Origin of the sequence: Bradyrhizobium sp. SZCCHNRI1029, assembly GCF_032487555.1 — a bacterium.
Lineage (GTDB): Bacteria > Pseudomonadota > Alphaproteobacteria > Rhizobiales > Xanthobacteraceae > Bradyrhizobium.
Window position 1 is genome coordinate 80,001 of record NZ_JAUEUK010000014.1, and the last position, 25,860, is coordinate 105,860.

At 61.5% G+C, this 25,860-nt stretch carries 26 protein-coding genes, 1 tRNA gene and 1 pseudogene (1 of these 28 cut by a window edge); 6 read left to right on the plus strand and 22 right to left on the minus strand.

What is annotated here, in order from left to right; genetic code table 11:
• Together QW861_RS30295 and QW861_RS30300 are read right to left on the minus strand one after the other, a co-directional pair.
• Nucleotides 1–1,036 carry the 5' portion of an NAD(P)H-dependent oxidoreductase gene (locus QW861_RS30295; protein WP_316193867.1) on the minus strand. The gene continues 272 nt to the left of window position 1, outside the view, so the window shows 1,036 of its 1,308 coding nt (coding positions 1–1,036); the start codon lies at nt 1,034–1,036; the stop codon falls past the left edge of the window.
• A gap of 96 nt (nt 1,037–1,132) precedes the next feature.
• Nucleotides 1,133–1,933, minus strand: a complete 801-nt coding sequence (locus QW861_RS30300) for a phytanoyl-CoA dioxygenase family protein (protein WP_315753795.1) — start codon at nt 1,931–1,933, stop codon at nt 1,133–1,135.
• 209 nt (nt 1,934–2,142) lie between these two features.
• Here QW861_RS30300 and QW861_RS30305 point away from each other — a divergent pair, with 209 nt between their 5' ends.
• Nucleotides 2,143–2,685, plus strand: coding sequence for a methylated-DNA--[protein]-cysteine S-methyltransferase (locus tag QW861_RS30305; RefSeq protein ID WP_315753793.1), 543 nt, complete (start codon nt 2,143–2,145; stop codon nt 2,683–2,685).
• Between the two features lie 31 nt (nt 2,686–2,716).
• On the opposite strand, the gene QW861_RS30310 is transcribed toward QW861_RS30305, so the two are convergent.
• From QW861_RS30310 to QW861_RS30325, 4 genes are all read right to left on the minus strand, one after another.
• Entirely contained in the window at nt 2,717–3,583 is an 867-nt protein-coding gene (locus QW861_RS30310) for an MBL fold metallo-hydrolase (protein WP_316193868.1), read from the minus strand.
• A gap of 19 nt (nt 3,584–3,602) precedes the next feature.
• Complete coding sequence (locus QW861_RS30315; RefSeq protein WP_316193869.1) at nt 3,603–4,217, minus strand: glutathione S-transferase family protein; 615 nt, start codon at nt 4,215–4,217, stop codon at nt 3,603–3,605.
• Between the two features lie 119 nt (nt 4,218–4,336).
• Nucleotides 4,337–5,179 carry a fumarylacetoacetate hydrolase family protein gene (locus QW861_RS30320; protein ID WP_315718081.1) on the minus strand — a complete coding sequence of 281 codons (843 nt, stop codon included), beginning with the start codon at nt 5,177–5,179 and terminating at the stop codon, nt 4,337–4,339.
• 77 nt (nt 5,180–5,256) lie between these two features.
• Nucleotides 5,257–6,120: an MBL fold metallo-hydrolase gene (locus QW861_RS30325; protein WP_316193870.1), complete on the minus strand. Its 864-nt coding sequence runs from the start codon at nt 6,118–6,120 to the stop codon at nt 5,257–5,259.
• 116 nt (nt 6,121–6,236) lie between these two features.
• On the opposite strand from QW861_RS30325, the gene QW861_RS30330 reads away from it, so the two are divergent.
• Entirely contained in the window at nt 6,237–6,692 is a 456-nt protein-coding gene (locus tag QW861_RS30330; RefSeq protein ID WP_316171774.1) for a DUF3775 domain-containing protein, read from the plus strand.
• A 293-nt stretch (nt 6,693–6,985) separates the two neighbouring features.
• Here QW861_RS30330 and QW861_RS30335 read toward each other — a convergent pair whose 3' ends face one another.
• The gene (locus QW861_RS30335; protein WP_316166778.1) at nt 6,986–7,768 is read right to left on the minus strand and encodes an SDR family oxidoreductase; all 783 of its coding nucleotides are present in this window, start codon (nt 7,766–7,768) and stop codon (nt 6,986–6,988) included.
• A 141-nt stretch (nt 7,769–7,909) separates the two neighbouring features.
• The gene (locus QW861_RS30340; protein ID WP_315718075.1) at nt 7,910–8,425 is read right to left on the minus strand and encodes a CvpA family protein; all 516 of its coding nucleotides are present in this window, start codon (nt 8,423–8,425) and stop codon (nt 7,910–7,912) included.
• Between the two features lie 110 nt (nt 8,426–8,535).
• Here QW861_RS30340 and QW861_RS30345 point away from each other — a divergent pair, with 110 nt between their 5' ends.
• A complete protein-coding gene (locus QW861_RS30345; protein WP_315718074.1) occupies nt 8,536–9,297 on the plus strand; it encodes an SDR family NAD(P)-dependent oxidoreductase in 762 nt (253 codons plus the stop codon).
• A 45-nt stretch (nt 9,298–9,342) separates the two neighbouring features.
• Here QW861_RS30345 and QW861_RS30350 read toward each other — a convergent pair whose 3' ends face one another.
• Both QW861_RS30350 and QW861_RS30355 read right to left on the minus strand, forming a co-directional pair.
• Nucleotides 9,343–10,944 carry a GMC family oxidoreductase gene (locus QW861_RS30350; protein WP_316193871.1) on the minus strand — a complete coding sequence of 534 codons (1,602 nt, stop codon included), beginning with the start codon at nt 10,942–10,944 and terminating at the stop codon, nt 9,343–9,345.
• Between the two features lie 173 nt (nt 10,945–11,117).
• A complete protein-coding gene (locus tag QW861_RS30355; protein ID WP_316193872.1) occupies nt 11,118–12,551 on the minus strand; it encodes a coniferyl aldehyde dehydrogenase in 1,434 nt (477 codons plus the stop codon).
• Between the two features lie 487 nt (nt 12,552–13,038).
• On the opposite strand from QW861_RS30355, the gene QW861_RS30360 reads away from it, so the two are divergent.
• Nucleotides 13,039–13,115 (plus strand) — tRNA-Met (locus QW861_RS30360).
• A gap of 680 nt (nt 13,116–13,795) precedes the next feature.
• Nucleotides 13,796–14,152 (plus strand): group II intron maturase-specific domain-containing protein, encoded by a 357-nt coding sequence (locus QW861_RS30365; protein WP_315718070.1) that lies wholly within the window; start codon nt 13,796–13,798, stop codon nt 14,150–14,152.
• Here QW861_RS30365 and QW861_RS30370 read toward each other — a convergent pair.
• The 12 genes and pseudogenes from QW861_RS30370 to QW861_RS30420 all read right to left on the minus strand — a co-directional run bounded on the left by QW861_RS30370 (nt 14,133) and on the right by QW861_RS30420 (nt 24,616).
• On the minus strand, nt 14,133–14,396 hold the full coding sequence (locus tag QW861_RS30370; RefSeq protein ID WP_315769830.1) for a phage integrase N-terminal SAM-like domain-containing protein: 264 nt from the start codon (nt 14,394–14,396) through the stop codon (nt 14,133–14,135). The two genes, QW861_RS30365 and QW861_RS30370, sit on opposite strands and share 20 nt — an antisense overlap.
• 482 nt (nt 14,397–14,878) lie before the next feature.
• On the minus strand, nt 14,879–15,178 hold the full coding sequence (locus QW861_RS30375; RefSeq protein WP_315718612.1) for a helix-turn-helix domain-containing protein: 300 nt from the start codon (nt 15,176–15,178) through the stop codon (nt 14,879–14,881).
• A gap of 97 nt (nt 15,179–15,275) precedes the next feature.
• Nucleotides 15,276–16,478 (minus strand): Bcr/CflA family efflux MFS transporter, encoded by a 1,203-nt coding sequence (locus QW861_RS30380; RefSeq protein ID WP_315718613.1) that lies wholly within the window; start codon nt 16,476–16,478, stop codon nt 15,276–15,278.
• A 29-nt stretch (nt 16,479–16,507) separates the two neighbouring features.
• Entirely contained in the window at nt 16,508–17,785 is a 1,278-nt protein-coding gene (gene ectB, locus QW861_RS30385) for a diaminobutyrate--2-oxoglutarate transaminase (protein WP_315718614.1), read from the minus strand.
• Nucleotides 17,786–17,822: 37 nt separating this feature from the next.
• Nucleotides 17,823–18,548, minus strand: a complete 726-nt coding sequence (locus QW861_RS30390) for a hypothetical protein (protein ID WP_315718615.1) — start codon at nt 18,546–18,548, stop codon at nt 17,823–17,825.
• A 28-nt stretch (nt 18,549–18,576) separates the two neighbouring features.
• Nucleotides 18,577–19,764, minus strand: coding sequence for a class I adenylate-forming enzyme family protein (locus QW861_RS30395; protein ID WP_315718624.1), 1,188 nt, complete (start codon nt 19,762–19,764; stop codon nt 18,577–18,579).
• A gap of 28 nt (nt 19,765–19,792) precedes the next feature.
• On the minus strand, nt 19,793–20,077 hold the full coding sequence (locus QW861_RS30400; protein ID WP_315718616.1) for an acyl carrier protein: 285 nt from the start codon (nt 20,075–20,077) through the stop codon (nt 19,793–19,795).
• On the minus strand, nt 20,055–20,474 hold the full coding sequence (locus tag QW861_RS30405; RefSeq protein ID WP_315718617.1) for a hypothetical protein: 420 nt from the start codon (nt 20,472–20,474) through the stop codon (nt 20,055–20,057). Before QW861_RS30405 ends, QW861_RS30400 begins: the two co-directional genes overlap by 23 nt.
• 3 nt (nt 20,475–20,477) lie before the next feature.
• Entirely contained in the window at nt 20,478–21,938 is a 1,461-nt protein-coding gene (locus tag QW861_RS30410; RefSeq protein WP_315718618.1) for a prenyltransferase/squalene oxidase repeat-containing protein, read from the minus strand.
• 45 nt (nt 21,939–21,983) lie between these two features.
• Nucleotides 21,984–22,250: pseudogene (locus QW861_RS34080) on the minus strand (hypothetical protein); the annotation flags it as partial.
• Nucleotides 22,234–23,526, minus strand: coding sequence for a phenylacetate--CoA ligase family protein (locus QW861_RS30415; RefSeq protein WP_315718619.1), 1,293 nt, complete (start codon nt 23,524–23,526; stop codon nt 22,234–22,236). The gene QW861_RS30415 and the pseudogene QW861_RS34080, both read right to left, overlap by 17 nt.
• A 52-nt stretch (nt 23,527–23,578) precedes the next feature.
• The gene (locus tag QW861_RS30420) at nt 23,579–24,616 is read right to left on the minus strand and encodes an AMP-binding protein (protein WP_315718620.1); all 1,038 of its coding nucleotides are present in this window, start codon (nt 24,614–24,616) and stop codon (nt 23,579–23,581) included.
• A 257-nt stretch (nt 24,617–24,873) separates the two neighbouring features.
• Here QW861_RS30420 and QW861_RS30425 point away from each other — a divergent pair, with 257 nt between their 5' ends.
• Nucleotides 24,874–25,851, plus strand: a complete 978-nt coding sequence (locus tag QW861_RS30425) for a LysR family transcriptional regulator (protein WP_315718621.1) — start codon at nt 24,874–24,876, stop codon at nt 25,849–25,851.
• Nucleotides 25,852–25,860 lie beyond the last annotated feature (9 nt).

Here is a 25,860-nt window from a genome sequence, read left to right on the forward strand (position 1 = left end):
AACCGAGCGGCTGTCCGGTCGGCTCGCGCCGCAGCGCCGCCGACAGCACCGAGACGTTCAGCTCCAACCCGATCAGGTGATAGGGCTTGTACATCGCCGCATAGCGGCCGCTGGCGTCCGTCTTCAGGCCATATTGGCGGAAGCAGTCCGCGGCGTAGTCGCTCGGCGCCTCCAGCACGACATAGACGCCCCAGCGCAGATCGCGAAACACCGGCCGTCCGTCGCGCTCCAGCGATGACACCACCTCGACCATGCCCGATCGTTCCAGCACGCCGCCGCGGTCGCGCGGGCGCAGGACATGGGGCAGATCATCGACACCGCAGGGGGGAAACAGCAGTCCGTCCGTGGGCACGTCGAGCCCCGTCGCGTTGGCGATCGCGGCCATCTCGATGGCCGACTTGGTGCCGTCGAGGAAGGAATTGAACATCTGCGGATTCATGCCGGCGGACTGTGCTTCGCCCGCCGTCAGCCCATAATGCTGCCAGACGCCATCGGGCGTCACGTCGTGATAGGCCGGCAGATATTTCGTGCCCTTGCCGGCCGCAACCACGTGGAAGCCGGTCGCGCGCGCCCAGTCGACGAGCTCGGCCGTCAGCGCCGGCTGGTCGCCATAGGCCAGTGAATAGACAACGCCCGCCTTGCGCGCCTCTTCCGCGAGAAGCGGCCCGGCCAGCACGTCGGCCTCGACATTGACCATCACGATGTGCTTGCCAGCCTTGATCGCGGCGCGCGCGTGGCGGATGCCGGCAGCAGGGTTGCCGGTCGCTTCGACAACGACGTCAATGCCGTCACCCGTCGCCTTCGAACCGTCGGGGCTGAAATTCGTGCGCGCGATCAGCTCGGCGCTCCAGCCGACCGTCCGGCAAGCGTCGCGGGCGCGGTCGGGATCGAGGTCGATGATGACGGGGACCTCGAGGCCCGCGACGTGCGGCACCTGCGCCAGGAACATCGAGCCGAACTTGCCGGCGCCGATCAGTGCGACGCGCACAGGCTTGCCGGCGGCGGCGCGGGCTTGGAGGAGGGCGTGGAGGTTCATTGAAAGATCCAGTGTTTCTTCGACGCAGGTCGATGCGGCCAATACTCACGCGTCAAGCCCGGGCATGACGACCTGTTAGATGATGGAGTGCGAGCCTCACTCCGCCGCCTCGCGATGGGCGCGAGCGAGCTGCAGCAGCGCGTCATCCGGAAGCATCGCGATCGGCGTGAAGTCGCGATGCGCGATGTACTCCGGCCGCGTCGGGGTGCGGATATGGTTGGAGACGGCGTTGAGCGTGAGGTACACGATCTTGCGCGGGTAAGGCGTGATGTTGCCGGCGGAGCCGTGCACAAGATTGCCGTGGAACATCAGCATGCCGCCGGGCTTTCCGGTCGGCGCGACGATGCCGCCTTCCGCGACCAACCGCGTCACCGTCGCCTCGTCCAAGGTCCACAACGGATAGGACGTTGTCGCGAGATCATGCGACGCCTCGAGGTCGCCGGCATGCTGGCTGCGCGGCACCAGCATCAAGGGGCCGTTGATCGGCATCACCTCGTCGAGAAAGATCGCGATGTTCATCGCGCGCGGCTCCGGCATGCCGTCGTCGCGCTTCCAGGTGCCGTAGTCCTGGTGCCATTGCCAGACATCACCGGTGAAGGCCGATTTGGCGTTGATCTTGAACTGATGCATGTAGACCTTCTCGCCGAAGATCTGCTCGATCGGTTCGATCATGCGCGGATGCGCCGCGAGCACGCGGAAGGCGTCGTTGTAGAGGTGGGCGGCAAACGCCGTGCGCGGCGCGCCGCTCTTCTCGCGCCAGACCTCGGGACGGTTAGCCGCATAGATCGCCTCGGCCTCGCGGGCGAGAAAGGCGGTCTCCTCGGGGCTGAACAGCTCGGGCAGGAACAGCCAGCCCTCGCGGTTGAAGAATGCGATCTGCTCCGGCGTCAGCTTCATGGCCGTCTCCCTCGCCTTGGTTTCCTCGGATGAGGCGCCCGCTCTTTGCGCCGGGCTGCCCCTGCGCCGTGCTCCCATCCTTTCGGCCTGCCGATGGGCATCACGGTGCTTCCGCTGTCGACATTGGCAGAATCCGGGTGGATCGCAACATTCTCCAAGCCTAATTTGACTGGCAGATGATACGGGGCAGAGCGGCGATGGAGTCCGTCATGTCAGAGCAAAGCTTTGCAATTTTCGAGACCGCGATCGGCCCTTGCGCGATCGCATGGGGAGCGCGCGGCATCAATGCGGTGCAACTGCCGATGGGCGGCGTCGCGCAGATCCGCATCCGGATGCAGCAGCGTTACGAAGGCATCGGCGAAGCCGAGCCGCCGCCGCATGTGCGGCGCACCATCACGCGGATCACGGCGCTGCTTGCCGGAGAGCCGGATGATCTCAGCGATGTCGACCTCGATCTCGACGGCGTCAGCGCGTTCCAGCGCGGCGTCTACGAGATCGCGCGCCGGATCCCGCCGGGCCGGACCCTGACCTATGGCGACATCGCCAAGCAGCTCGGCGGCGTCGAGTTGTCGCGCGAGGTCGGCCAGGCGCTCGGGCGCAACCCGTGCCCGATCGTGGTACCCTGCCATCGCGTGCTGGCGGCGGGCAACAAGCCCGGCGGCTTCTCCGCCAATGGCGGTGTCGAGACCAAGCTGAAGATGCTGGCGATCGAAGGCGCCGCGGTGAACCATACGCCGAGCCTGTTCGATTGACGGGCGCGGTGACCGGCGCCGCGCCCGTGTCTCAGACCGCCTCGCAGGCGAAGCCGTTGCCCTTGCGGGTAATGCGGCCGACCGAGGGCGACGGGAAGTGCGCCGTGCAGCACAGCGTCGACGTGTCGCAATAGCGCTCGAGAAAGGCGCGGCGCGTCACCCCGGCCTGAGCCGGGTCGACGTCGAATCTCGGTGACAGCTCGGGAAAGCTGAGCTGCAGCGGCGTGTGGATCAGGTCGCCGGCGAACACCGCATCGTCTCTGCCCCTGCCGACGGCGACTGCGACATGGCCGGGCGTGTGGCCCGGCGTCGGCAGCAGCCGGACATGATCACCGATCGCGAATGCGTCGCCGACGATGTCGGCGCGCTTGGCCTCGACCACCGGCAGCACGCTGTCGGCGAATGGAGGCACCTCGGCCTTGGCATTCTGCGCCACCCAGTAGTCATATTCGCGCTGCGCGAACACGTAGCGCGCATTCGGGAAGGTCGGCACCCAGCGGCCGTTGTCGAGCCGCGTATTCCAGCCGACATGATCGGTGTGCAGATGCGTGCACATCACGACGTCGATGTCGTCGACCGATACGCCCGCGGCCGCAAGCGCAAGCATGTAGCTGTCGTCGGTCTTCATGTTCCAGACCGGCCGCGCGCGCGGCTTGTCGTTGCCGATGCAGCTGTCGATCAGGATGGTGTGGTGAGGCGTCCTCACCACGTAGGACTGAAAGCACAGGATCAGCGTGTCCTGCGCATCGAGGGCACCGGCCGCCTGCAGCGCGCTGCGCTCTGCCGCCAGCATCTCCGATGTCAGCTCGGGAAACATCTCACGCGCCGGCAGGAACGTGGTTTCCTGCTCGATGATGCGATGAATGGTCGTGTCTGCAACCGAGAACGTCAGCGTCACGGCAGCTCCTGTTCAGGGATCAAGCTGCCGGCGGCACCGAGATCTTCACCGATTCGCGTTCGAGCATCTTGTCGTGGAACGCGTCGAGTGCCGGAAATGCCTTGCGCCAGCCGCAATCGGCGAAGCGGAAATCGGCATAGCCGAGTACGCAGACGAGTCCAATAGCGACGATGTCGAACGGGCGCGTCATCAAGTCGGGCTGCGCATTGAAGCGCGCCATGCCCATCCAGGCCCTGTTCCAATGATCGTCGGACCAGGCCTGCCAGCGTAGGCCCTCGGGCCGCACCATCGCCTCGTAGCGGCATAGCAGCATGGAATCGAGCATGCCTTGCAGCATGGAATGCTCGCTCTTGACCTTCCAGCGCGACGGGCCGGAAGCGGGGATCAGCTCGTTGCCGCCGGCGAGCTCGTCGAGATATTCGACGATCACGTAGGAATCCAGGATCACGTCGCCATTGTCGAGGATCAGCACCGGCAGCTTCTTCAGCGGCGTGATCTTCGAATACTCCTCATTGGCCTGGCCCGGCACCACGGCTGCAGGCACGAATTCGAGCCGGTCGATCAGCCCGAGTTCGATGGCAGCGATGCGCACCTTGCGGGCGAATGGCGAGGCGGGCGAGAAGGTGAGTTTCATCGGAAGTGTCCTCTGGCTGGTCATTCCGGGGCGATGCGAAGCATCGAACCCGGAATCTCGAGATTCCGGGTCTGGCGCTACGCGCCATCCCGGAATGACTCACAAGTCGATATCGCGCCTTACGCCTCGATGATCTCCTGGCGCTGCTCGCCGAGGCGCTCGATGCCGAGCGTGACGACGTCTCCGACATTGAGGAAGGTCGGCGGCTTCATGCCCATGCCGACGCCGGGAGGCGTGCCGGTGGTGACGATGTCGCCGGGCAGGAGCGTCATGAACTGCGAGACGTAGGAGATGCACTTCGCCATCGAGAAGATCATCGTCGCGGTGGTGCCGGTCTGGCGGCGCTGGCCGTTGACGTCGAGCCACATCGACAGGTTCTGCACGTCTGGAATCTCGTCCTTGGTGACGAGCCACGGACCTACGGGACCGAACGTGTCGTGCGACTTGCCCTTGGTCCACTGGCCCAGGCGCTCGATCTGGAAGTTGCGCTCGGAGACGTCGTTGCAGATCGTGTAGCCCGCGATGTGGTTCAACGCCTCGGCCTCTGAGACGTATTTGGCGCGAGTGCCGATGATGGCGGCGATCTCGACTTCCCAGTCGAGCTTGGTCGAGCCGCGCGGCTTCTCGACCTGATCATAGGGACCGCACAGCGCGGTGTTGGCTTTCAGGAAGAAGATCGGCTCGGCCGGGATCGGGTTGCCGGTCTCCTTGGCATGGTCGGAGTAGTTGAGGCCGATCGCCACGAATTTCGAGATGCCGGTGACAGGGGCGCCGAGCCGCGGCTTGCCGGCAACGGCGGGCAGGGAGGCCGGATCGAGCGCGGCGAGCTTCTTCAGCGACTCCGGCGCATAGGCCGCGCCATCGAGGTCCTTCACATGCGCCGACAGGTCGCGCAACTGGCCGGATGCGTCGATCAGGCCCGGCTTTTCCGCGCCCTTCTCGCCGTAGCGAACAAGCTTCATTGGTTTCTCTCCCTCAATTCCCTGGTATTCCAGAGCCCTGTCATGGAGCATGGCGGGAGGAAATTCAACCTTGCGGGCTATGCGTCGCCGCTGCCCTGTAATGCCTCGAAGCGGAAGGCGGCGCCGTCCCGCCGGATATGGCCGGCACGGAAATGGCCGCCGATCACCAGCGTCTCGGTGTCGGCAAAACGCGAGAACAGCGCCCGCCGGGTCGCGATCGCCTGCGCCGGATCGGAATCGACCGTCGAGCTCCAATCGAGACGCGCCATCTGGCAGGGATGGTGGGCGACGTCCCCGGTGAGCACGGCCTGCGCGCCATCCGAGCGGATGTGCAGGCTGACATGACCCGGGCTGTGCCCCGGCGTCGGGATCAGGGTGATCTCGTCGGTGATCACCGCTTCGCTTCCGACGAACTCCGCGCGTCCGGCGGCGACGATCGGCTGCACGGAATCGGCGAAGGTCGCCGTCTCGTCGGCGGCCTCGCTGTGATCGCGCCAATGCTCATATTCGGTGCGGCCGAAAACGTAGCGCGCATTGGAGAAAGTCGGGACCCAGCGGCCGTCGACCAGCCGCGTATTCCATCCGACATGGTCGACATGGAGGTGGGTGCAGATCACCATGTCGATGCTTTCAGGCGGGAGGCCGGCAGCGCTCATCGTCTCCAGGAACGGTGTCGCGCGGTTGTTCCACATTGGCACGCTGCGGCCCTGCTTGTCGTTGCCGAGCCCGGTGTCGACCACGATCCGCATCGTCGGTGTTTCCAGCACCAGGGTGTGGATCGACATCTTCAGCCGACCTTCATCGGTCGCAAAATCGGGCGTGAGCCAGGACAGCTCGCGGATCGTCTCGGGTGTTGCCTGCGGCAGGATGAAGCGGGTGCCGCCGACGGTCTCCAGCTCGACGAATTTGGTGACCCTGACCCGGCCGATCGTCCAAGACATGCGCGCTTCCTCGTCCTATTCTTGATGCCGGTCACGATGCCGCGCGGCTTGTTCCGGCGCAATGGATCAACTGCCCGGAACAGGCGTTGCTGCAGTCCGTCCATGAGGAGAACGCCATGCCAGAGCTGACGATATCGCCCGAGAAGGTCGCCTTCCTGATCGAAAAGGCGCGCGAGTTCGACGTCAAGGAGCAGGCGACCGATGAGGAATCCGGCTCGAATGCCGTCGATGACGACATGGTCGACGTGCTCCAGGATAGCGGCGATGATCCCGTGGTGCGCGAGATCACCGGCTTCATCAACGCGATGACCGAGGACGAGCAGACCGATCTCGTCGCCTTGATGCGGCTCGGCCGCGGCGACGGCGATATCGACGAGTGGGACGATCTGCGCCGCGACGCCGCCGGCCAGCGCGACCGCCACACCGCGCGTTATCTGCTGGGCGAGCCGATGCTCGGCGACCTGCTGGCGGAGGGCCTCGATGCGTTCGGCATCGATTGGACCGAAGGCCGCACCACGGCGGATTCGTCGAGCCCAAGCCAGCGCGACGAGGACGAGACCACGAAGCGGTAGGTCGTTCGGAAAGGCAGAGTCGCTGTATTCATAGCGCGGATGGCAAACAGAACTCACAGCTTTATTAGTTGGATTCGAATTCCTATTGCGCCGGCGCTGCGCTCCCTCGCCCCGCTTGCGGGGAGAGGGTTGGGGTGAGAGGGACTCTCCACAGGCACCGCGTTCGCGGAGAGCCCCCCTCACCCCGATTGCATCTCGCGATGCAATCCGACCTCTCCCCGCAAGCGGGGCGAGGTGAAAGCCCGGGATCGGCGTAGCAGGTTTCCGCGCCAGACCGCCCAAGGAAGTCTGTCTTACAGCGTGCCCGGGAAGGCGCCGCCGTCGAGCAGGATGTTCTGGCCGGTGATGTAGCCGGCCTTGGCGCCGCACAGGAAGGCGCAGGCGAGTCCAAATTCCTCGGGATCGCCGAAGCGACCTGCAGGGTTCGTCTTGGCGCGGTCGGCGAGGATCTGCTCCGGCGTGACACCGCGCTTCTCGGCCTCGCCCTTTGCCGTCGAGAGCAGGCGGTCGGTCTCGAACGGCCCCGGCAGCAGCGCATTGATCGTGACGTTGTTGATCACGGTCTTGCGCGACAGGCCGGCGACGAAGCCGGTGAGGCCGGCGCGGGCGCCGTTGGAGAGGCCGAGAATGTCGATCGGCGCCTTCACCGCGGCCGAGGTGATGTTGACGATGCGGCCGAACTTGCGCGCCATCATGCCGTCGACGGTCGCCTTGATCAGCTCGATCGGCGTCAGCATGTTGGCGTCGAGCGCCTTGATCCAGTCGTCGCGGGTCCAGTTGCGGAAATCGCCGGGCGGCGGGCCGCCGGCGTTGTTGATCAGGATGTCCGGATCCGGGCAGGCCTTCAGCACGGCGGCGCGGCCCTCGGGCGTGGTGATGTCGCCCGCCACTTCCGTGACGGTGACGCCAGGATTGGCCGCGCGAATCTCGGCCGCGGTCTTCGCCAGCACGTCGGCGCCGCGCGCCGTGATCGTGACATGTACGCCTTCATTGGCCAGCGCGATGGCGCAGGCGCGGCCCAGGCCCTTGCTGGAGGCGCAGACGATGGCGCGGCGGCCCTTGATCCCGAGATCCACGATTGATCACTCCGATATGTCAGTGAGGCTGGAAGAAAGATGGGCGCATTCTAGCCAACCGAATTGCCGCTGATAAGAGCAGCCGGCCTGTGCCGAATTGCATGGCTCGCTATGACGGGAGAGGCGGCGCCGCCGTGTCCGTCAGATGCGCCGTTCCTGCTTCAGCCGGTCGATCAGGCTTGCGAGCTCCGGAGGCAGCGAGCGGAAGCCTTTTGCGCCTGCGAGCGAGAGCATCGGCCGCAGGCGTGATCCCTCGAGGAAGCGCGGCTGACGCTCGGGGGGAACGATCCTGTCGAACACCAGCACCAGCGTGGTCGCGACCATGCCGGTGCGCACGGCGCCCAGCAGAGCGCCGCCGAGCCGGTCGCCAAAACCGGCCTCGGAACCGATCGCTTCGTCGAGCAGGATGCGGCCGATCTTGCCCAGCGCCATGCCGATGACGACGAAGGCGGCGAAGAACTGCAGCCAGTTCTGTGCCAGCGGAGTGCCGTGCACGTCGCGCAGTTGCGGGCTCATCGCCGCAACCGCGCCCATCGCCAGCGGCATCGCGAGCAGGTAGGCCAGAATCGTGATGGCGCTGCGCAACAGCCCGGTCGAGAAGCCGCTGTAGACGGCAACCATCAGTGCGGCACAAGCGGCGAGGTCGAAAGCGTTCATGGTTGCTCCGCCGCGGTTGTAGGCCGGGCCCGGTAAACGATTCCGGTTTGCGCTACTTCAAATCGTCTGTATCAATGCGCCGCAACAAATGAGCAATCGTGGGAGGAACCATGTCCGAGCTGTTCGACGTCAGCCGCGAGGTGATCCTGATCACCGGCGCGAGCCAGGGGCTCGGCCGGCAGTTCGCCCGGGTTCTATCGGCACGTGGCGCCGCCGTCGCGCTCGCGGCACGCCAGACCGGCAAGCTCAAGGCGTTGGAGGCAGAGCTCAAGGCAAGGGGTGGTCGCGCCGCCGCGGTCGAGATGGACGTGACGAGCATGGCATCGATCGTCAGGGGCATGGATGCGGCCGAGGCCGCGCTCGGACCCGTGACGGTGCTGATCAACAATGCCGGCATTGCGGTAGAGAAGCTCGCGGTCGAGCAGAGCGAGGCGGATTGGGACGCCGTGATCGGCGCCAATCTGAAGGGCGCCTATTTTGCCGCAACCGAAGCAGCTCGGCGCATGGCCGCGCGCAAGACCGGCGGCAACATCATCAACATCGCCTCGGTGCTCGGCTTCAGCGTCGTCAAGTTCATCTCGCCCTATGCGATCTCCAAGGCCGGCGTGGTGCAGGCGACCAAGGCGCTGGCGCTGGAGCTCGCGGCGAGCGGCATCCGCGTCAACGCACTGGCGCCCGGCTACATCGACACCGACATCAATCACGAGGTCTGGGAGACGCCGGCAGGCGAGAAGCTGGTCAAGCGGATCCCGCAGCGGCGCGTCGGCCACGAGAGCGACCTCGACGGCGCGATCCTGCTGTTGGCGTCCAACGCCTCGCGCTACATGACCGGCAGCGTCGTCACGGTGGACGGCGGCTTCCTGCTGACGTGAGGCCCTGCTGATCGGCAGGTTGATTTCCCTCGATGGCGAGCGGTCTCAGCCTTTCAGCTCGCGCTTGATCATGTCGGCGGCCTTCTCGCCGATCATGATGGTCGGCGCATTGGTGTTGCCGCCGATCAGGGTCGGCATGATCGAGGCGTCGACCACGCGCAGGCCGGACATTCCGCGCACCTTCAATTCGGGATCGACCACGGCGAGCGGATCGTCGACGCCCATCTTGCAGGTGCCGACAGGATGGTAGACCGTATCGACGCGGGCGCGCAGGATGGCGCGGATGTCGTCGTCGGTCCTGACATCCGACGTGAACAGGTCGCGCTTGCCGAGGCTGCGCATCGCCGGCGTCTGCATCAGCCGCAGCGTGGTCTTGTAGCCGGCCACCATGGTTTCGAGATCGTCGGCCTCGCCCAGGAAGTTGGGATCGATCAGCGGCGCGGCGAGCGGATCGGCATTCTTCAAGCCGACCATGCCGCGGCTCTTCGGCCTGAGCAGGCAGAAATGGCAGGAGAAGCCATTGCCGTGGCGCTTGCGGCCGTGATCGTCGGTGACGGCCATGCCGAAATGCAACTGGATGTCGGGCACGTCGAGATCAGGCCGCGTCTTCAGGAAGCCGCCGCATTCGGCGAAGTTCGAGGTCAGGACGCCGCGGCGCTCGCGGCGATATTGGCCGATGCCCGCCAGCAGCCGGCGCAGGCCCTTCGGCGACAGCGAAGAAAAGTTGGGGTTGTCGGAGGTGTAGGCGAAGATGAAATCCGGATGGTCCTGCAGGTTCTGTCCGACACCTGGCAAATGGTGGACGCCGGCGATGCCGAGCCGCGCCAGGGCGCTCGCGTCGCCGATGCCCGACAGCATCAGCAATTGTGGGGTCTGGAACGCGCCGGAGGCGAGGATCACTTCGCGCCGGCAGCGGATCTCCTTGACCTCCTTGCCCTGGCGATACTTGACGCCGACCGCGCGCTTGCCCTCGAACAGGATCATCGACGCATGCGCCGAGGTCTCGACCCGCAGGTTGCTGCGGCTGCCGAGATGCGGCTGGATGTAGGCCCGTGCCGCGCTCCAGCGCTCGCCATTCTTCTGCGTGACCTGATAGAGCCCGAGCCCTTCCTGCGTGTCGGCATTGAAATCGTCGCGGACCGGAAACTGCGCTTCGCGCGCCGCCTGGAGAAAGATGTCGTGCACGGGATTGTCGGTGCGCAGCCGGCTGACCGGCAGTGGTCCCGATTGGCCGTGATACGCGCCGTTGAACTCGGCGTTGTTCTCGGCGCGCTTGAAGTAGGGCAGCACGTCGTCATACGACCATCCGGTGTTGCCGAGGGAAGCCCAATGATCGTAGTCGGCGCGGTGGCCGCGGATGTAGACCATGGCGTTGATCGCGGAGGAGCCGCCGAGCCCGCGGCCGCGCGGCTGATAGCCGCTGCGCCCGTCCAGGCCCTCTTGCGGCACGGTGGTGAAGGACCAGTTGTTGACGGGCCCCGCGACCATCAGGAACAGCATGTAGGGCGTGGTCACGATCCAGTTGTCGTTGCGTCCCCCGGCGTCGAGCAGCGCGACGGATGTCGCCGGATCTTCCGACAGGCGGCCGGCAACCGTTGCGCCGCCGCTGCCGCCGCCCACGACGATGAAATCGACCTCGTCCGTCACGCATCTCTCCCTGATGTTTGTTTTGCTTGTTGTTCGAATGTCGTTCCGGCGGCGCGCGGCAGGTGGCGAAGTCATTTGCGCTGAGCGTCGAACTCGGAATCGAGAGTTTGATCTGCACCCGATCGTCTCGGGATTCCTGGGGGCGCGCTCTGCGCCCCGGGAACGACGATTGGCTAGGACAGGAATCGCAGAAGCTTTTCGATCCGCGCGATGCTGGCACCGTAGGGTGGATAGAGATCCTTCATGCGGTTGAAGGGAGAGCGGTAGAACACCGGCTTCAACTTGCTGAAGCTGTTGAAGCCCCATTCGCCGTGATAATGGCCGATGCCGGAGGCGCCGACGCCGCCCATCGGCTGGTTCATCTGCGCAAAATGCAGAAGGCAGTCGTTGATGGTGACGCCGCCGGAGACGGTGCGCGCCAGCACCGTGTCACGGGCCGCAGCGTCAGTGCCGAACCAGTACAGCGCGAGCGGCCGGTCGTGGGCGTTGATGTGGCGGATGACGTCGTCGGATTGCCGATAGGTCATGATCGGCAGCAGGGGACCGAAGATCTCCTCCTGCATGATCGCCATGTCCGCGCTCGCACCGACCACGATCGTCGGCGGAAACTTCCGCAGCTTCTTCCAGGCCGGATCTTCCGGGCTGGTCGTGCTCAGCGTCCTGGCGCCGCGCGCGATCGCATCGCGCAGCAATCCTTCCAGCCGGGCATAGTGCCGCTCGGAGATGATCGACGTGTAGTCGCCATTGGCCGGGTTGGTGCCGAACATCTGCAGCATGTGCCGGTGCAGCTTGCTCGCGAATGCGTCCCCATGCTGTTCGGGCACGAACACGTAGTCCGGCGCGATGCAGGTCTGGCCGGCGTTGAGCAGCTTGGCATAGGCGATGCGCTCCGCGGCTTCGTCGATGTCGGCGGAGACGTCGACGATGGTCGGTGACTTGCCGCCGAGCTCGAGCGTCACCGGGGTCAGGTTGCGCCCGGCGGCCTCAGCGACGATGCGGCCGACGCGGGTCGAGCCGGTGAAGACCAGATGATCGAACGGCAGCGCGGCAAAGGTCTCCGCGACGCCGTCCTCGATGCCGGTGACGACGAGCTCAGTCGGGTCGAAATTCGCCGCGATGAGCTCCTTGAGCAGCGCGGAGAAGTGCGGCGTCAGCTCGCTCGGCTTGATCATGACCCGGTTGCCGGCGGCGAGCGCGCCGATTGCTGGCGCCAGCGTCAGCTGCAACGGGTAATTCCACGGCGCGATGATGCCGACCACGCCGAGCGGCTGCGGAATCAGGCGGTTGCGCGCCGGCCAGAACTGCAGCGCGGTGGCGATGCGCCGCGGCGCCATCCAGCGCGGCAGCACCTTGAGCGTGTGCCTGATCTCGGCCTGCAGGAACAGCGTTTCGGCGATCGTCGTCTCGACGGCGCAGCGGTGGCCGAAATCGGCCGAGATCGCCTGCTCCAGGCGCTTCTCGTTGTCCGACAGCATCGCTCGCAGCCGCTTCAGGCCGTCCAGCCGTGCCGCGAGAGCGGGCGGGGGCGCATTGCGGGAGACCTCGACCTGGGCGTGGAACGCGTCGTCGAGCGCCGACAGGGCTGGGCTCTTCAGGGACTGGTCCATGGACGTCTCCTCGCGTGTACCGCGGCCGCGTGCAGGGCCGTCATTCTGGTTGGCTTAAAGCTGCCGCGTTGCGGGACCCTTGGCAAGCACGGCGTCGGTTTTGCGCCGCCTGGGCGCGAGCGTGGAGCCAATCCATTTGGAGGTGTGTGTCGTCGGTCCCTGCCGCCGCCTCCCGAAGAACTTGTCCTTGTCCCCAGGCCGGCCCGTGCCGTGGTCCCGGCCGGCAAATAGGTCGCTCTCATATGTATTTGTAATGTTGAGGTAATTTCTGATGTGAGTCGTGAGAGAGGCGGTGTCACAATCCGGCAAAAAAACTTCCCGAAAGGCCTTTCCAAACCGGCCTCGCATTGGTACATACCGCCCGCACCCGACGGCCGGCTAGGCCAACGGGCTCAAGCCTTCTCAGGAAGCCTTTGGGATGGATCGGCAGCGCCTCGGTGTCTGCCAGGACCGCCCGGCGCGTCTCTGAAGGTGACGCACAAGTTAACGCGGGGTGGAGCAGCCCGGTAGCTCGTCAGGCTCATAACCTGAAGGTCATAGGTTCAAATCCTATCCCCGCAACCACTTCTGTCATAACTCACTCACCGTCCCGGTCTAACCGCTGGGACGGACTCCGGGAATGAGGGATCCCGACGGCCCAGGTTCGGCTGCGCGCAGCCGCTATCTTTGGGGTTCATCGAGAGTGAAGGACAGACGTCCTCTCGACAGAACCTTGCCTTTACTACGAATCGGAGGGGCGGACGTTCGAATCGTTCCCGGCGCGCCATCGACTGCCCTAGGGGAGCGCCAACACCGCTCACCCCCTCTAGAGCGTTGGCCGTCCGAAGTGCCTCCAAGCGGAGGCACAAAACTTGAAAATACAAAGAATTACAGAAAGCCAGCGGCACGCTCGCGGTAGAATTCGGCCGTATCACCCGGACCGATGCCGCCCCGTGCCAGCCAAAGCGTGCAACAAAACGTCCAACAGGACGTCCAACATTTCGTCCAACAGGGGAGGGAATCATTCCTGACTTCCTCACCCGTCGGAATGGTACCTGGCATTCGCTCGGCGCGTGCCGGTCGAGTTTGCGGCACTGGACCCGCGTGGCATCGTCAAGCATTCGACCAGGGTTCGCTGTCTTCTGACCGCACGGGCCGGAGGGCCACGCGCGTTGCCGATCAACTGAACCAGGAACTTGAGAACCATTGGCAGGAGCTTCTTGCCTGCCAGATGGGCATTGCACCGCAGGGATATAACGAGGCCCGTGTCGGGCCCGCTCGCTGGGCTTTTGCGCAAGCTCGATGAGTGGATCAGGCGGCGGTTGCGCGCCATCGTCTGGACCCAATGGAAGCACGGTCGCACTCGCTTCGATGAGCTGCAACGCCGCGGCGTTGGCCGGGAGCTGGCACTCAAGACCGCCGGCAACCCACGTGGCCCTTGGCGGCTCTCGAACAGTGCCGCGCTGACCATGGCTCTGCCGAACGTCTTCTTCGTATCACGCGGCTTGCCTTACGGCACGCTCGTGCAATCAAGTGCCAAGCGTTACAATTTTCCACATAGCACTTTGGCACAAGAACCAGCTGGCCATCGGCAGCCGACGATCACGGAAAACCAATCCTGAAAAAACGTATGACAGCAAAGATGCGCTTCACGAAAACCTTCGGCGCGTGGGCGCCGCTCGACGCCAGATGCAGCCGGAAACCACGCACATCCTCTGGCTCGGCCTGATCGGGAGAGCGGCCGAGCAACGCGGCGAAGTCCTTGACCCTTTGTACGTAGTCATGTTGGGTCTTCGGAGCGAACTTGCGGATCGCCATGTCTTCGATCATGCGCTGGCGCAACGGGCTGATGGCCTGCTTGGTCATTGGGGATGCTCCTGTCTTGAGTGAGGTGTCGAACCCCTCATCTCAAGACAGGACGCCCCGTTGCGCTATCGTCTTGCCTCCGCCGCCAGCCGCGGAGTCCGCGCGAGCGGTTTAGTCCAATGGACCGGGGGCGACGTTCGATCGGGCAAATACGAGGTTCGCTTTCCCGGACGAGCGGGCGCGGCATCGCCGCGCTGGCGGAGTCGCCTGGTGGCCCCATCTTGGACCCTCGGTCATAGCCGGCGATGTCGCTCTCAGGGGGCAACCGAACGTGAGTCGTCGCACAGCCGGAAGGTTGCTATTGACCTAAACGGCCTTCCTACAGATAGTCTACGGCCTGTCCCGGCAACACGTATCCATACACTCGGAAGCCATCGTCCGTTTCATCCGCGGGCAGATGGATCTTTTCGAGTGCACTCCGAATCTTTTGACGGTGAGATCGGTCTGTCGCGAAAGAACAGTTCACAGGTCACGAGGTCAGCTCACAGCTTGGGCAAATCAATAAAACCCAACCGGATCGCTTTCACAATGGCTACGAGCCGGCTCCCCGTCTCCAGCTTTTCCATCGCGTTTCTAAGATGAAAATTAACCGTGTTCGTGCTGATTTGCAAAACGATACTAATATCCCACGAGGATTTGCCCTGGGCTGCCCAATGGAGGCAGTCAATTTCCCGTTTCGATAGCTTCAGCGATCGATCACCTGCCATTGTTTGGATAACCCTTCTTTTGACGCTTGGACGAGGAGCCGCGTGTGCGCTCGGCACCTCCGGAACATTGTCCATCGCTCTCCGACTTCGTCATCGCATGTAGAGCGGTTGGTCAATGGCAGACCCTCGGCAAAACCGGACCTCCCATGACCGGCTTCAATGTCAAGCCTCATTATGAGTTGAGTGCATCGCGCGGTTCGCGTTTCGCTCGGTAGCGATCCGCGATCAGAGTTCCGAAGGCTCCAAGGAAGGTGAGCATCCACGGTCCGAGCGGCTTCCCATCGGAAAAATATCCGACAAGCATGCTGCCTGCCGCAGCAGCCAAAAGTTGCAGCGCGCTGAGCAATGCTGCGGCACTACCGGCGCTCGACGCGTGCTGGGCCAAAGCGCCGACGCTCGCGTTCGGGAATATCACCCCAGTGCATAGCATAACAATTCCGACAGCTAATACGGTAAGCGCGCCAGACTGGGGCTGCAAAAAAGCGACCAAGGGAAGTCCGATCGAGACCAACAGCATTGTAGCCGAAGCGACCCCAAGCACGGCATCTCCGCCGAACCGATGGAATAGATGGGCGTTAATCTGGGCAGAAAGAATATAGCAGACGGACCATATCGCGTACGCGACCGAATACAACCAGGACGAATATCCATAGAACTCGATAAGAATAGCGGGTGAACTCGTGATGTACGCGTATAGTGTGAACATAGCAAAACAACTCATGACGACATTCGTCACGAAGCCGGGCTCGCCTAAGATCCGCAAGTTCAACGCAAGAACGTGCGCCGGCATAACCGTCATGCGCATTTGTTGTGGCAGCGTCTCGGGAACAAACGCAGAGGCAACTGCGCAAGATATTAGTCCATACCCTGTGCAAAACCAAAAAATCGCCCTCCATCCAAATTCATTAAGCAGGAGCGAACCGCCGATTGGCGCTACAATGGGGCCGACGCCCATTACCAGTATCAGTTTGGCGAGCAGATGTCTTGCGACTTGACCGGTCGCGATGTCACGGACCATCGCACGCGGTATGACCGTAGGTGCCGAGCATCCAAGCGCAGCGAAAAAACGCAGCGCGGCCAGCGATTCGATATCGGTGGCCAAAGCACAACCGGCAGAGGCCGCAGTGTAGACGAGAATGCCGCAGATTAAAGGGGTGCGGCGCCCAAACCCATCGGATAGCACGCCTTGGATAGCTTGACCGAGGGCCAAGCCAATAAACCACGCGGCAAGGGTAATTTGAGCGCTGCCCTTCGGGGCGGCGAACGTGGTTTCGATCGCCGGAAAGGCGGGCAGATACATGACGGTTGACACTGAGCTGATCGAAATCAGAACGCCCAGGATAGTCGGTAGGAGAGGAGACGTTTTCACCGTCATGTTCTCGAAAGTTGGATTGGACTTTGAGGCTAGGCTGCGTCGACTTGCGCCGGTCGCCCTAACGTGCTCGCGACGACCTCACGCAGCGTATCGATCGCAAACGACAGATCCGTAGAGGAAATCGTTAAAGGCGGCAGCAGTTTCACGACATGGTCGTGGACGCCACAGGTCTCGGCGATTACGCCATTCTCAAACAAACGTTTAGAGATCTGATCGGCAAGAGCAACGGACCGGAATGACAAACCCGTGATAAGTCCTCGGCCAACCACGCTTGCCTCGCCGTCCGTAGAGTCAGCAATCGCGGTCAGTTCCCTTGTCAACACATTTGCGTGCTCCTGAACCGATCTCGCGAAGTCACCGTTCGTCCAGTAACATCGGATAGCAGCCGTTGCGCCGACAAACGCAAGATTATTTCCGCGGAAGGTTCCATTGTGCTCACCCGGCGACCAAATGTCGAGGTCAGGGCGGATCAATACTACGGATAGCGGCGCTCCGAGGCCGCTCAGCGATTTGGAAAGTACGACCATATCTGGCTGAACCGCGCTACCCTCGAAGCTAAAGAACGATCCGGTCCGCCCACAACCAGCTTGAATGTCGTCGACGATAAGCAACGCTCCGATCTCCCGGCAGAGCCCAGCGATTCTCTCGATCCAAGACATGCGTGCGGCAGCGAGACCACCTTCGCCCTGTACCAGTTCAACGATCACCGCTGCCGGTCGATCAATTCCAGAGCCTGGCGATGTGAGCATCGCTTCGATGTAATCGCAAACGTCGACTGACGGACCGAAATAACCGTCGTACGGAAGGAACGTAACATTTGTAAGTGCGACGCCGGCACCCGCCCTCTTGACGGGATTCGATGTCAAAGCGAGCGCGCCAAGACTCATCCCATGATAGCCGTTTGTGAACGCCACGACATTGGTACGACCAGTGATCTTGCGCGCCAATTTCAATGCCGCTTCAACAGCATTAGTTCCGGTCGGACCTGTAAACTGAATTTTGTACGTAAGTCCGCGTGGAGCGAGGATGCTATCTGAAAAAGCCTGCAAGAATTCGGCCTTCGCTACCGTATGAAGATCTAGCGATTGAACGATGCCGCTTCCATTGAGATACTCGATCACCGGCGCGACGATAAGAGGGTTGTTGTGCCCATAGTTCAAACTTCCAGCACCTGCAAGAAGGTCGAGGTACTTTCGGCCATCTGTATCCACCATCCAGGCGCCGCTTGCGGACGAAAAGGTAACCGGGAAATGTCTGCAATAGGATCGCACGTTAGATTCCGCGCAGTCGAATATTGTCGTATACATTGCTTAGTCCCTCTCGTTTAAGACGCACTAGGGCAACCTAGGAAGCTGGATGATTGCGCTCCTGGAGCAGCGAGGCCGACCCGAAGCCGCTATGAGTGCGCAGTCGCTCTAGCATTTCGTCGCGGCTTGACCACATCAGATAAAACGGTTCACCCGGAAATGAGGCTGGTGCAGGCGCGACGATGCAAGGAGCGATATGCGAGAAGGCGTTGCTGCCGAGCGGGAGCGTTGATCGCGCAACCCTCTCAAAGCATGTCGCGCAAAGCCATTCGACCCCGAAGTGCTTGATTGAGAGCAAGCGAGTCATCCGTCCGACGCACGCATTGATTCCCTCCTGTCGGAGTTCGGGCGCGACGAAGGCGGCCCCACAATACGCGACTTTGCCGGCCATGAAGGGGAACTCCGGCGTGAGCAATTCTTCCGCAAACGGCGCCAATCGCGGAGCGAGATCCCAAAAGACCTTTCCCACAGCCAGGTCGTAGCGAAAATCGTGGCTATCGATCAACTTGATGGCTGCTGTCGCAACGCAATGGCCCGATCTGCGCGCGATCGCCCAAAAACTATTTGCTGGCGTAAGGTAGCTGTGTTCTGGATCGTACGTGCTGAGAACTACCTCGCCGGAGAGCTCATAGTAGGCAGCCGCAAAAACGGCGAAATCGCTACCGACTTCGAATGTAAGGCCCAGGCCGGCGAGATAGGCGTGCCCTCGACGAACATAATCATTAATGAAGAGCAGCCAATCGGGAACTGGGTAAGAGCGCATGTGTGTGTACCTTATCGTCTCGCGGTGTTCATTGTGCCTCAACTGAGTTTTCGCTGACCAGGCGCCGAATGCGAACTTTTCCGGTATTGGTCGATGGCAGCGTATCGGCATAAACGTAGCGGGCTGGGTACACGTGAGCTCCAAATAGTCGTGTGACCGTCCGACCAATCGTACGCTCATGCTCTGCTCGCATGGCAGGGGAAACGCTACGTGCGAGCGTGATCAAGTAGAAGGTATGCCCACGGACGACGTCCGGCTCGATCACAATTGTCATTGGCCTGTCTGGAAACACCATTTCAAGCTCGGTCGCGAGGAGTCCGAGACGAACGTTAACGCCGTTGACTTTCACCAGATCGTCTCGACGGCCATTGAGCCGGATCTGTCGCCCCGGATGAATTTCTACGTCATCTTCGATGGTGATGCCGTCGAGATTGGGGCCAAGCTCTCCGCTTGGTGAAGCTGTTGCGCAGCGTGGGCTCAATACACGGAGCCGTCCCTCAAGGTCTGGACCGAGCAGAGTGGTGTCGGAACACAGCTGCCAAAAGCTCGCGTCGTCGCGCGCCGATTGTCGATATGCAATTGCGCCAGTTTCCGTCGATCCGAAGATTTCGCGGAGGGCGTAAGAGGACGGGCGGCCAAAGTTCGGCATGTCCCGAGCAACTCGCGGGACCGGGCCAGCAGAATGGAGGATTGTCGTCGATGGATCGTCCAGAACCCCGGTGCGCATCAACATCTGCCAAGTCGAGGGGAGGCTAAGAATAATTCGTCTCCCGGACGATGGAACGCGGAGGATTTCACCTCCCTGAAGCTGGGGGCAATAGGTCAGGCGAGCGCGCTTGTTGCGCGCGAGTGCGATCCCGCACAAGAAGCCGAAGGCGTGGTTTACAGGAGCGAATGAAACCACTTCATCGACTTGCTCGAGTGCGAAAGCCTGCACAATGCAGTTCGCTTCAAGTTCGACCTGCAGCATCGATCGCCACGCTACCTTTGCCGTCCCAGTCGTCCCTGAGGAGCGTAGACCGATACTTGCACAGAGGGGGATAGTCTGGCGAAGCTGGCTAGCCCGCCAAAAATCGATCGACCAGGGGGCGCATGTGAGCGAGCGATCGAGTTCGCTGCGCACCATGCATCGCTCGTCTGATTTAGAATCGAATAGCAGAGCCTGCAGCTCCGGCCAGGACAATTCCTTGGCCGCTGGTCGGGTGGTCGTATCCATCGCGTCCACGTTCGCGCCTCCTCGGCATTCACTCCGCAGCACCTGACACGTGCTTAACGCTCAACTTTCGTTCGACCAATTGGGCTGCCCGTCGAACGGTCGAAAGATTAAAGGAGAGATCGTCAACACCAAAATCGATCTCGATTCCGAATAGTTCTTCAAGGAGTGAGACCATTTCCATAGCTTTCAGGCTGTCGAAGTTCAGTCCAGGAATGCTTGGAAGGGGCGTGTCGATCTGAGCGAGTTTCAGCTCGAACGGAAATAGTTCGCGCGAAGCGGCTAAGATCTTGTCAACAGTCGTCTCGCCCGGCATTGCGCCCCTCCTTTACTGCGCGATCGCGCATTTCGGCCAATATGACATTCCAATGATCGAACGGATCAACCGGGATCAGTCGTATGAAGAGGCGGTCGTGCGGGAATACGTCTTTCGACGCACTGAGCACACCCTCAACAATCTTGTCACGCCAGGAGCGCTCACGTGTTTGGTCTACCTCGATAGCAATAAACGCGACGGAGGCCAGCGATTTCACATTCGAGCGGGCGAGCGGGGCGGGTCCAGAGAATACGGCACTCGGATCAATGACCAGCCAGCGAGTAAGTACGTGCCTGACATCGACTCCCAGCCGTCCGAAGGTGACCGTGACGCGTCGACAGAAGCGGCCCCGCATAGTGGGGTCTTTGAGGTCGGAGTGGATCGTTAAGGTGGGCATGGCTCAAGCGGTCAACGCGAGAACAGGAAGCGAGAACGCGGGATCATCAGCCTTACGCTTCAAAAGCGTAAATAGCGCTACCGCTAATGGATCCTGGCCGCTTTGCTGTAGCGGCGTCCATCCGATCTCACCGGTCTTGGAAACGAGTTTCGCAAGAAAACGGTCCAGCGAAGATGATGACATAGGGAGGCGATCGTTCTGGCCATAGGCAAGCAACGCTTGGTAGGTCGCATAAAGGCTTGGCAGAGAGGCTCTTGTTTCTCGGAAACCGGACATGATAGACAGTTCGCCGAGACAATTGGCGGTCTTCTCGGCCAAATCTCGTTGGCCAAGGCTGTGCAGTATATAGCTAGCCTGGGCAGTCGCACTTCCGCTTGATAAGCCGCGGGGTGTAGCGGCGGCGCCGTCCGGGCGCAAGCATCGCATAACAAAGCCGGTAAGAGAGCGATGATCGATTTCGTTGTTGGCGTCCCTTCCAAGCGAGGTAAGGATGGCAACCGCGGACATCGATGACGTCATATCAGATCCTCGCCCCACCCAATACCCGAAGCCGCCATCTGGGTTTTGCAACTCTCTAATCCATTCGACCAGCCTTCCTTCCTCGCGGAGCCGCCGGCCCGCCAGGCGGAGGGCCGACACGGCCCATAGTGAACAGCGCACCTCTGCGCCGCGCCCCGGCATATACATTACGCCGCCTTCCCATGGGGTATGTGCCGTTTGGAGCCATTCGCACAGCGTCTCGATAGAGGGATGTCGGGGGGAATTGATGCAGGCGATCATCACTGCCGATGCGGTCGTCAGTGCGTCGCTGGCAAGCGCGATTGGGCGATAGTTGAGCCCTCCCGACGGGACGCTTGTCCGTATAACACTTCGGCGTACGACATCCGCTTGGGCCGCCTCCAGCTTCGAGTCGAGCGCCGCGAGTGCTCCGACAGCCGAAAAGTTTGCCCATACATCGGACTGAGCGCTGCCCTCCCAACGAGTAAACCCCTCCGGCGTCAGTTGGCCGAGTATCCACTCGCGGCACGCTTCCGGCTCGGCTGGAGACCATCCCAGAGCTCGAAGAGCGCTTGTGGCCCGAAACGTCGCCCACATGCATGGCGCTGCGTTCGCATGAAAGCAAAACGCGCCGGTTTCCGCCTGTCTGCTCTGCATCCACTTTAGAAGTTCGTGCCCTTGCCAGGGCAGATCCGGACGCTGTTGGAGAGCTTTAAGAGCGTTAACGGCGTAGTAGACCGCCCTTACATCCGATTGTCGGTGGCCTGGACACCAAGTAAGGCCACCGTCTGGCAATTGAAGCGAGCGCAGCCAAGTTAAGAGCTCGGCCTGGGCGGGAATCTTCGCCCGCACGATTTCGTGGAAAAGACGCGCGGCGTAGTAAGTCGCCCATACGTCCGGCTCCTGCCCGGCGATCATTGCAAAGCCGCCGTTGCCGTGTTGGAGGCGAGCCAGCCAGTCGGCCATTCTTGGAATTTCGGGCACGGGCGCGCCCAAGTCCGTCAATGCTTGGCTGCAGTAGTATGTGGCCCACACGTCTGATATCAGTCCCCGTTGCCACGCGAAGCCTCCATCGCGATTTCGTCGTGACAAGAGGTAATGTATCGTTCCGCTGCGCTCGGGCTCGGGCAGCGTGTACTCCAACCACCTCAGGGTTCTCACACCAGCGTAGGTGGCCCAAAGGTCTGCCCCGCCAGTGCCCGCCCCGCCGTCCCGCAACAGATGCAACGAGCCTGACAGGCGCTCGATGGACGGGTCGAGGCTAAGCTGCGACGGCATTGGAGCGCTTCCAGCTCTTTAGCGACGCCCCACTCTTTGTCGTGATGGGAAGCTGAGCTACAATCTCGAGTTCAAAATTCAGTCCATGATCGCGAAATGATCTGGCCGCATTTTTCGAGAGCTCGTCTAGTCTGTCGCTATAGTCCGGGTCGTGTTCCAGAATGATGCCGACAACTTCGTTATTCCGAACCTTTAGTAGGTATCCAGTGACTCCTTTGGTATTGTAGACCATGCTATCGACCTCGGCTGTGAGGTAATTGCGGCTACCAATTCCGAGCGTCTCTTCTTCGCGCCCTAGAATCTCGAGGTATTTTCTCGAGCTGCTCGTGTCACCTAGTATCTTGACTCTGTCGCCTGTGTCGAAGCGCAGCAGTGGCCTTGCGAATGCATTCAACGTAGTGATGACCAGTTGACCGCAATCCCCTGGCTCGGCAGGCTTGATTCCTTCTGGTGTCGATATCTCACAGATATATGCATATTCCAGAAGCCGGAGAGAGTTGTCGCTGCCTGTTGCGGCAATCGTTCCTGTCTCGGTCGACCCGTAGCTCGCAACGTAGACGTCGGCGTCCCACTCGGACGCCAGCATCTGCCGCAATTCCCGGCAGACGACCTCGCCGGAAAGCATGATGGTGTTTACCGAGGCGGCGCAAGAGCGAAAGGTTCCTCGGATCTTGAATACACGCATCATCTGGATCAGCGTGCCGGGTGATGCAAATACTACCGTGGGCTGAAAGCGACTGCAGAGCGCTTCAATCCGATCCCAGGAAACAATGCCTTGGGTGAAGGGAAAGCATCTCGCGACGCAAGCACTTGCCATTTCGCATACGCCGACGATTAGATCGCCGATAGGTGCGATATCGGACGGCAGCAAGGTCAAGCAGCGGTCATTCGGCCGAATGACCTCTCCCCATTGTAGAAACACACTTCCGTAATTCCAGGCGATATCTTCTGCCGTTCTGCGTGTCGGCGTTGCCGTTCCTGTTGTTCCAGTCGATTCATAGTACTTGACTGCTTGTTCGATAAGGCTGCTCTCGAAATCATCGGGACGCGCCTTCAAGGCAGCTTTAGAAGTAACATCGAGTTGTTGAAAGGCGCCGACGCTAAAGCGGCCCAGATGTGAGTATGCCCGCGACGACTTCGCGATATCCCAAACCCGCGCGAGCTTTCTTTCCTGATACGCGCGGAGCAGTGGAGGACATTCGCTTTGCCAAACGCTTCGCATCTCGGCAAGTGCATTGTTGGCCTCCGACGAGGCGCTCGTCGCTTCAATATTCATCGGAAACTCCGTGGATAGGCCGACAGTGTGACGTCGAGCGGCGATGGAGAGGCTAGAAGTCGAGGAACACGTAGTCGGCGCACTTGCCGCTGCGGTCGTTGATGACGAACGGCTCGCTCGAATCCACCGACAATATCTCGCGAAGGACGTCGTTCTGGACGTCGTCCTCGATGAGCGCCTTCAGGACATCATCATGCGATGGCTCCGCCGCACCGAACTGAGGCCTTATCCGGATCTCGATTCGCTTCACAACGCCGTCGCGCTGACGGAGTATGACCTGGGAATCTTCGATGTTGCGAATACGGCGTACCGCCTGCGCGATCGCTCTAGGCGAGACGTTGTTTCCGTCGAAGAATATTCTGTTGTCGGCGCGGCCCAATACTTTAAACTCAAGAATACGTCCGTCAGCGGTCTGATCGACCGCCTCAATGAGATCGGGAACCTTGTATCTCAGCATTGGGTTGATGACGGCCTCATTCAATGACGTTACGACCAGTGAGCCGTCCACCAACTCGACGTATTGATAGTCAAGGGCCCGGAATTGGTTGCGCGGCATCTCTGGCGTTTGGAAGCCGATCACCCATGGTTCAGTCCCACCGTAAACGCTCCAGAGCTCAGCGTTGGGGAATGCGCGCGTTATAGCCCGTTCGTGAAAACCCTTTAGAGGCTCTCCGGTCCAGAGGACTGCTTGGACCGTCGGCATGTCCCGGCCAAGCTTGACCACATAAGAAGCGATGATCTCCAGCAATGTAGGGTTTCCGGAGATTACGCAGGCCTCGGATTGGAGGAGCACGCGGCCCCAGATTGCATCGAGATCGAGGTCGTTTGCGACATTGCCGAGGTGCAGGTATATCATCCCCTTCGAGAGACAAAGCTCTCGGAAGAAGTGGTTTGCTGACCAGGCCTTGCCGCCAGAAGAGAAATCGACGAAGCGCCGACCAGACGTCCGGGACGTCGGATTCCATGATTGCAGTATCTCTGGGATGTGCTGATGCCGTGGTTGTAACCCGATTTTGGGTTGACCGGTTGTCCCAGACGACATGAATAGATAGGCGCCGCTCCCTCGCCAAGCGTCGGAGATCTCGCGCATGGCGTGCAGGTATCCCTGCTCGGTCAGGAGAGGTACGGCGCGTAGGTCGGCAGGACTCCTGATAGGGTCGGCAGATGTGTACGCCTCAGCCAAGTTCGGAAGAGTGCGGAGGTAGCTCAACAGACGATTGGGAACGGTCCAACACACATCCATCACGCAACATCCTTTTGCATCTAACGGTAGTATGGTAGTATCAGTTGAACTTCAACGCGTCCAATACGAATGAAATATAGGGCGTCTTCTAAAACAGGTATGACATGCCTCAGTTGCGACGTTTCCGGCAATTCATCGTAGTTGCGGAAGAATTGAGCTTCAGTCGGGCGGCTAAGCGCCTCAATATTGCGCAGCCGCCTTTGACGGCGGCAATCAAGGCTTTAGAGGCCGAGCTGGGGCAGACATTGATTGATCGTGGTACCCGCGTTTTTGGTCTGACCACGGCCGGGAAAGTATTTCTCCGTGAAGCAAAATTGACTGTTGCACAAGCTGATCGAGCCATGTCGCGCGTACGAAGCGCAGAGCAGCCCATCGAGGGGCCTCTACGGATTTCGTTCGTTGGGATGGGCGGAGCATACAACCTTGTTCCTCGGTCGTTGCGGCAATTGCGTGCCGAGCATCCGAAGATGGAGCTCGTCCTTGTCAAGGCAACAACCGCACAACAGATGAAGATGCTGCATACGCGGCAGGTGGACATCGCGATCGTTGCTGGCCCCGTGCTCACAGCCGACCGGCTTTCCACGGAATTGCTATTTTCCAGCCAAATGGTTGCAATAGTTCCCGACAACCATCGCTTCGCGAGCCCTTCTGTGACAACGGTGTCGCTTGTCGACCTCGCGCACGAGAACTGGATTTTATTCCCACCGACCGAGGGGCCAGGGCTTTATGGCAGCATTGTTGCAGCTTGCGCTCAGACGGGCTTCCACCCTTACGTGAGTCATTGCGTACCTGACTTCCAGACCGCGATAGGCTTGGTCGCTGGCGGGCTTGGGATTTCGGTCATTCCTATGTCACTTCGATCGGAGATCCGGCCGGGCGTGGCCGTGCGTCAACTGACCGGATGTGGAACACCTATCAACTATGATCTCCTAATGACCTGGCGGTCCGAACCGGACGCGTCGCCGGCCACTGCGAGCTATATTTCTATCTTGCGGCGGGTCGCGCAACAGGGACCTCAAGAGCCTGATCTGGACGTTCCGGACTTATCGTTGCTGCCAAGTGCACATCCCGAGTTGCCCTAGAACCATCGA

Coding starts and splice junctions, on each gene's coding strand:
- QW861_RS30300 (WP_315753795.1), bottom strand. CDS start 1,933: ATGAAGCTGACGCCGGAGCAGATCGCATTCTTCAACCGCGAGGGCTGG.
- QW861_RS30305 (WP_315753793.1), top strand. CDS start 2,143: ATGTCAGAGCAAAGCTTTGCAATTTTCGAGACCGCGATCGGCCCTTGC.
- QW861_RS30315 (WP_316193869.1), bottom strand. CDS start 4,217: ATGAAACTCACCTTCTCGCCCGCCTCGCCATTCGCCCGCAAGGTGCGC.
- QW861_RS30320 (WP_315718081.1), bottom strand. CDS start 5,179: ATGAAGCTTGTTCGCTACGGCGAGAAGGGCGCGGAAAAGCCGGGCCTG.
- QW861_RS30325 (WP_316193870.1), bottom strand. CDS start 6,120: ATGTCTTGGACGATCGGCCGGGTCAGGGTCACCAAATTCGTCGAGCTG.
- QW861_RS30330 (WP_316171774.1), top strand. CDS start 6,237: ATGCCAGAGCTGACGATATCGCCCGAGAAGGTCGCCTTCCTGATCGAA.
- QW861_RS30340 (WP_315718075.1), bottom strand. CDS start 8,425: ATGAACGCTTTCGACCTCGCCGCTTGTGCCGCACTGATGGTTGCCGTC.
- QW861_RS30345 (WP_315718074.1), top strand. CDS start 8,536: ATGTCCGAGCTGTTCGACGTCAGCCGCGAGGTGATCCTGATCACCGGC.
- QW861_RS30355 (WP_316193872.1), bottom strand. CDS start 12,551: ATGGACCAGTCCCTGAAGAGCCCAGCCCTGTCGGCGCTCGACGACGCG.
- QW861_RS30370 (WP_315769830.1), bottom strand. CDS start 14,396: ATGACCAAGCAGGCCATCAGCCCGTTGCGCCAGCGCATGATCGAAGAC.
- QW861_RS30375 (WP_315718612.1), bottom strand. CDS start 15,178: ATGGACAATGTTCCGGAGGTGCCGAGCGCACACGCGGCTCCTCGTCCA.
- QW861_RS30380 (WP_315718613.1), bottom strand. CDS start 16,478: ATGACGGTGAAAACGTCTCCTCTCCTACCGACTATCCTGGGCGTTCTG.
- ectB (WP_315718614.1), bottom strand. CDS start 17,785: ATGTATACGACAATATTCGACTGCGCGGAATCTAACGTGCGATCCTAT.
- QW861_RS30390 (WP_315718615.1), bottom strand. CDS start 18,548: ATGCGCTCTTACCCAGTTCCCGATTGGCTGCTCTTCATTAATGATTAT.
- QW861_RS30395 (WP_315718624.1), bottom strand. CDS start 19,764: ATGGATACGACCACCCGACCAGCGGCCAAGGAATTGTCCTGGCCGGAG.
- QW861_RS30400 (WP_315718616.1), bottom strand. CDS start 20,077: ATGCCGGGCGAGACGACTGTTGACAAGATCTTAGCCGCTTCGCGCGAA.
- QW861_RS30405 (WP_315718617.1), bottom strand. CDS start 20,474: ATGCCCACCTTAACGATCCACTCCGACCTCAAAGACCCCACTATGCGG.
- QW861_RS30410 (WP_315718618.1), bottom strand. CDS start 21,938: ATGGCCGACTGGCTGGCTCGCCTCCAACACGGCAACGGCGGCTTTGCA.
- QW861_RS30415 (WP_315718619.1), bottom strand. CDS start 23,526: ATGAATATTGAAGCGACGAGCGCCTCGTCGGAGGCCAACAATGCACTT.
- QW861_RS30420 (WP_315718620.1), bottom strand. CDS start 24,616: ATGCGCGAGATCTCCGACGCTTGGCGAGGGAGCGGCGCCTATCTATTC.
- QW861_RS30425 (WP_315718621.1), top strand. CDS start 24,874: ATGCCTCAGTTGCGACGTTTCCGGCAATTCATCGTAGTTGCGGAAGAA.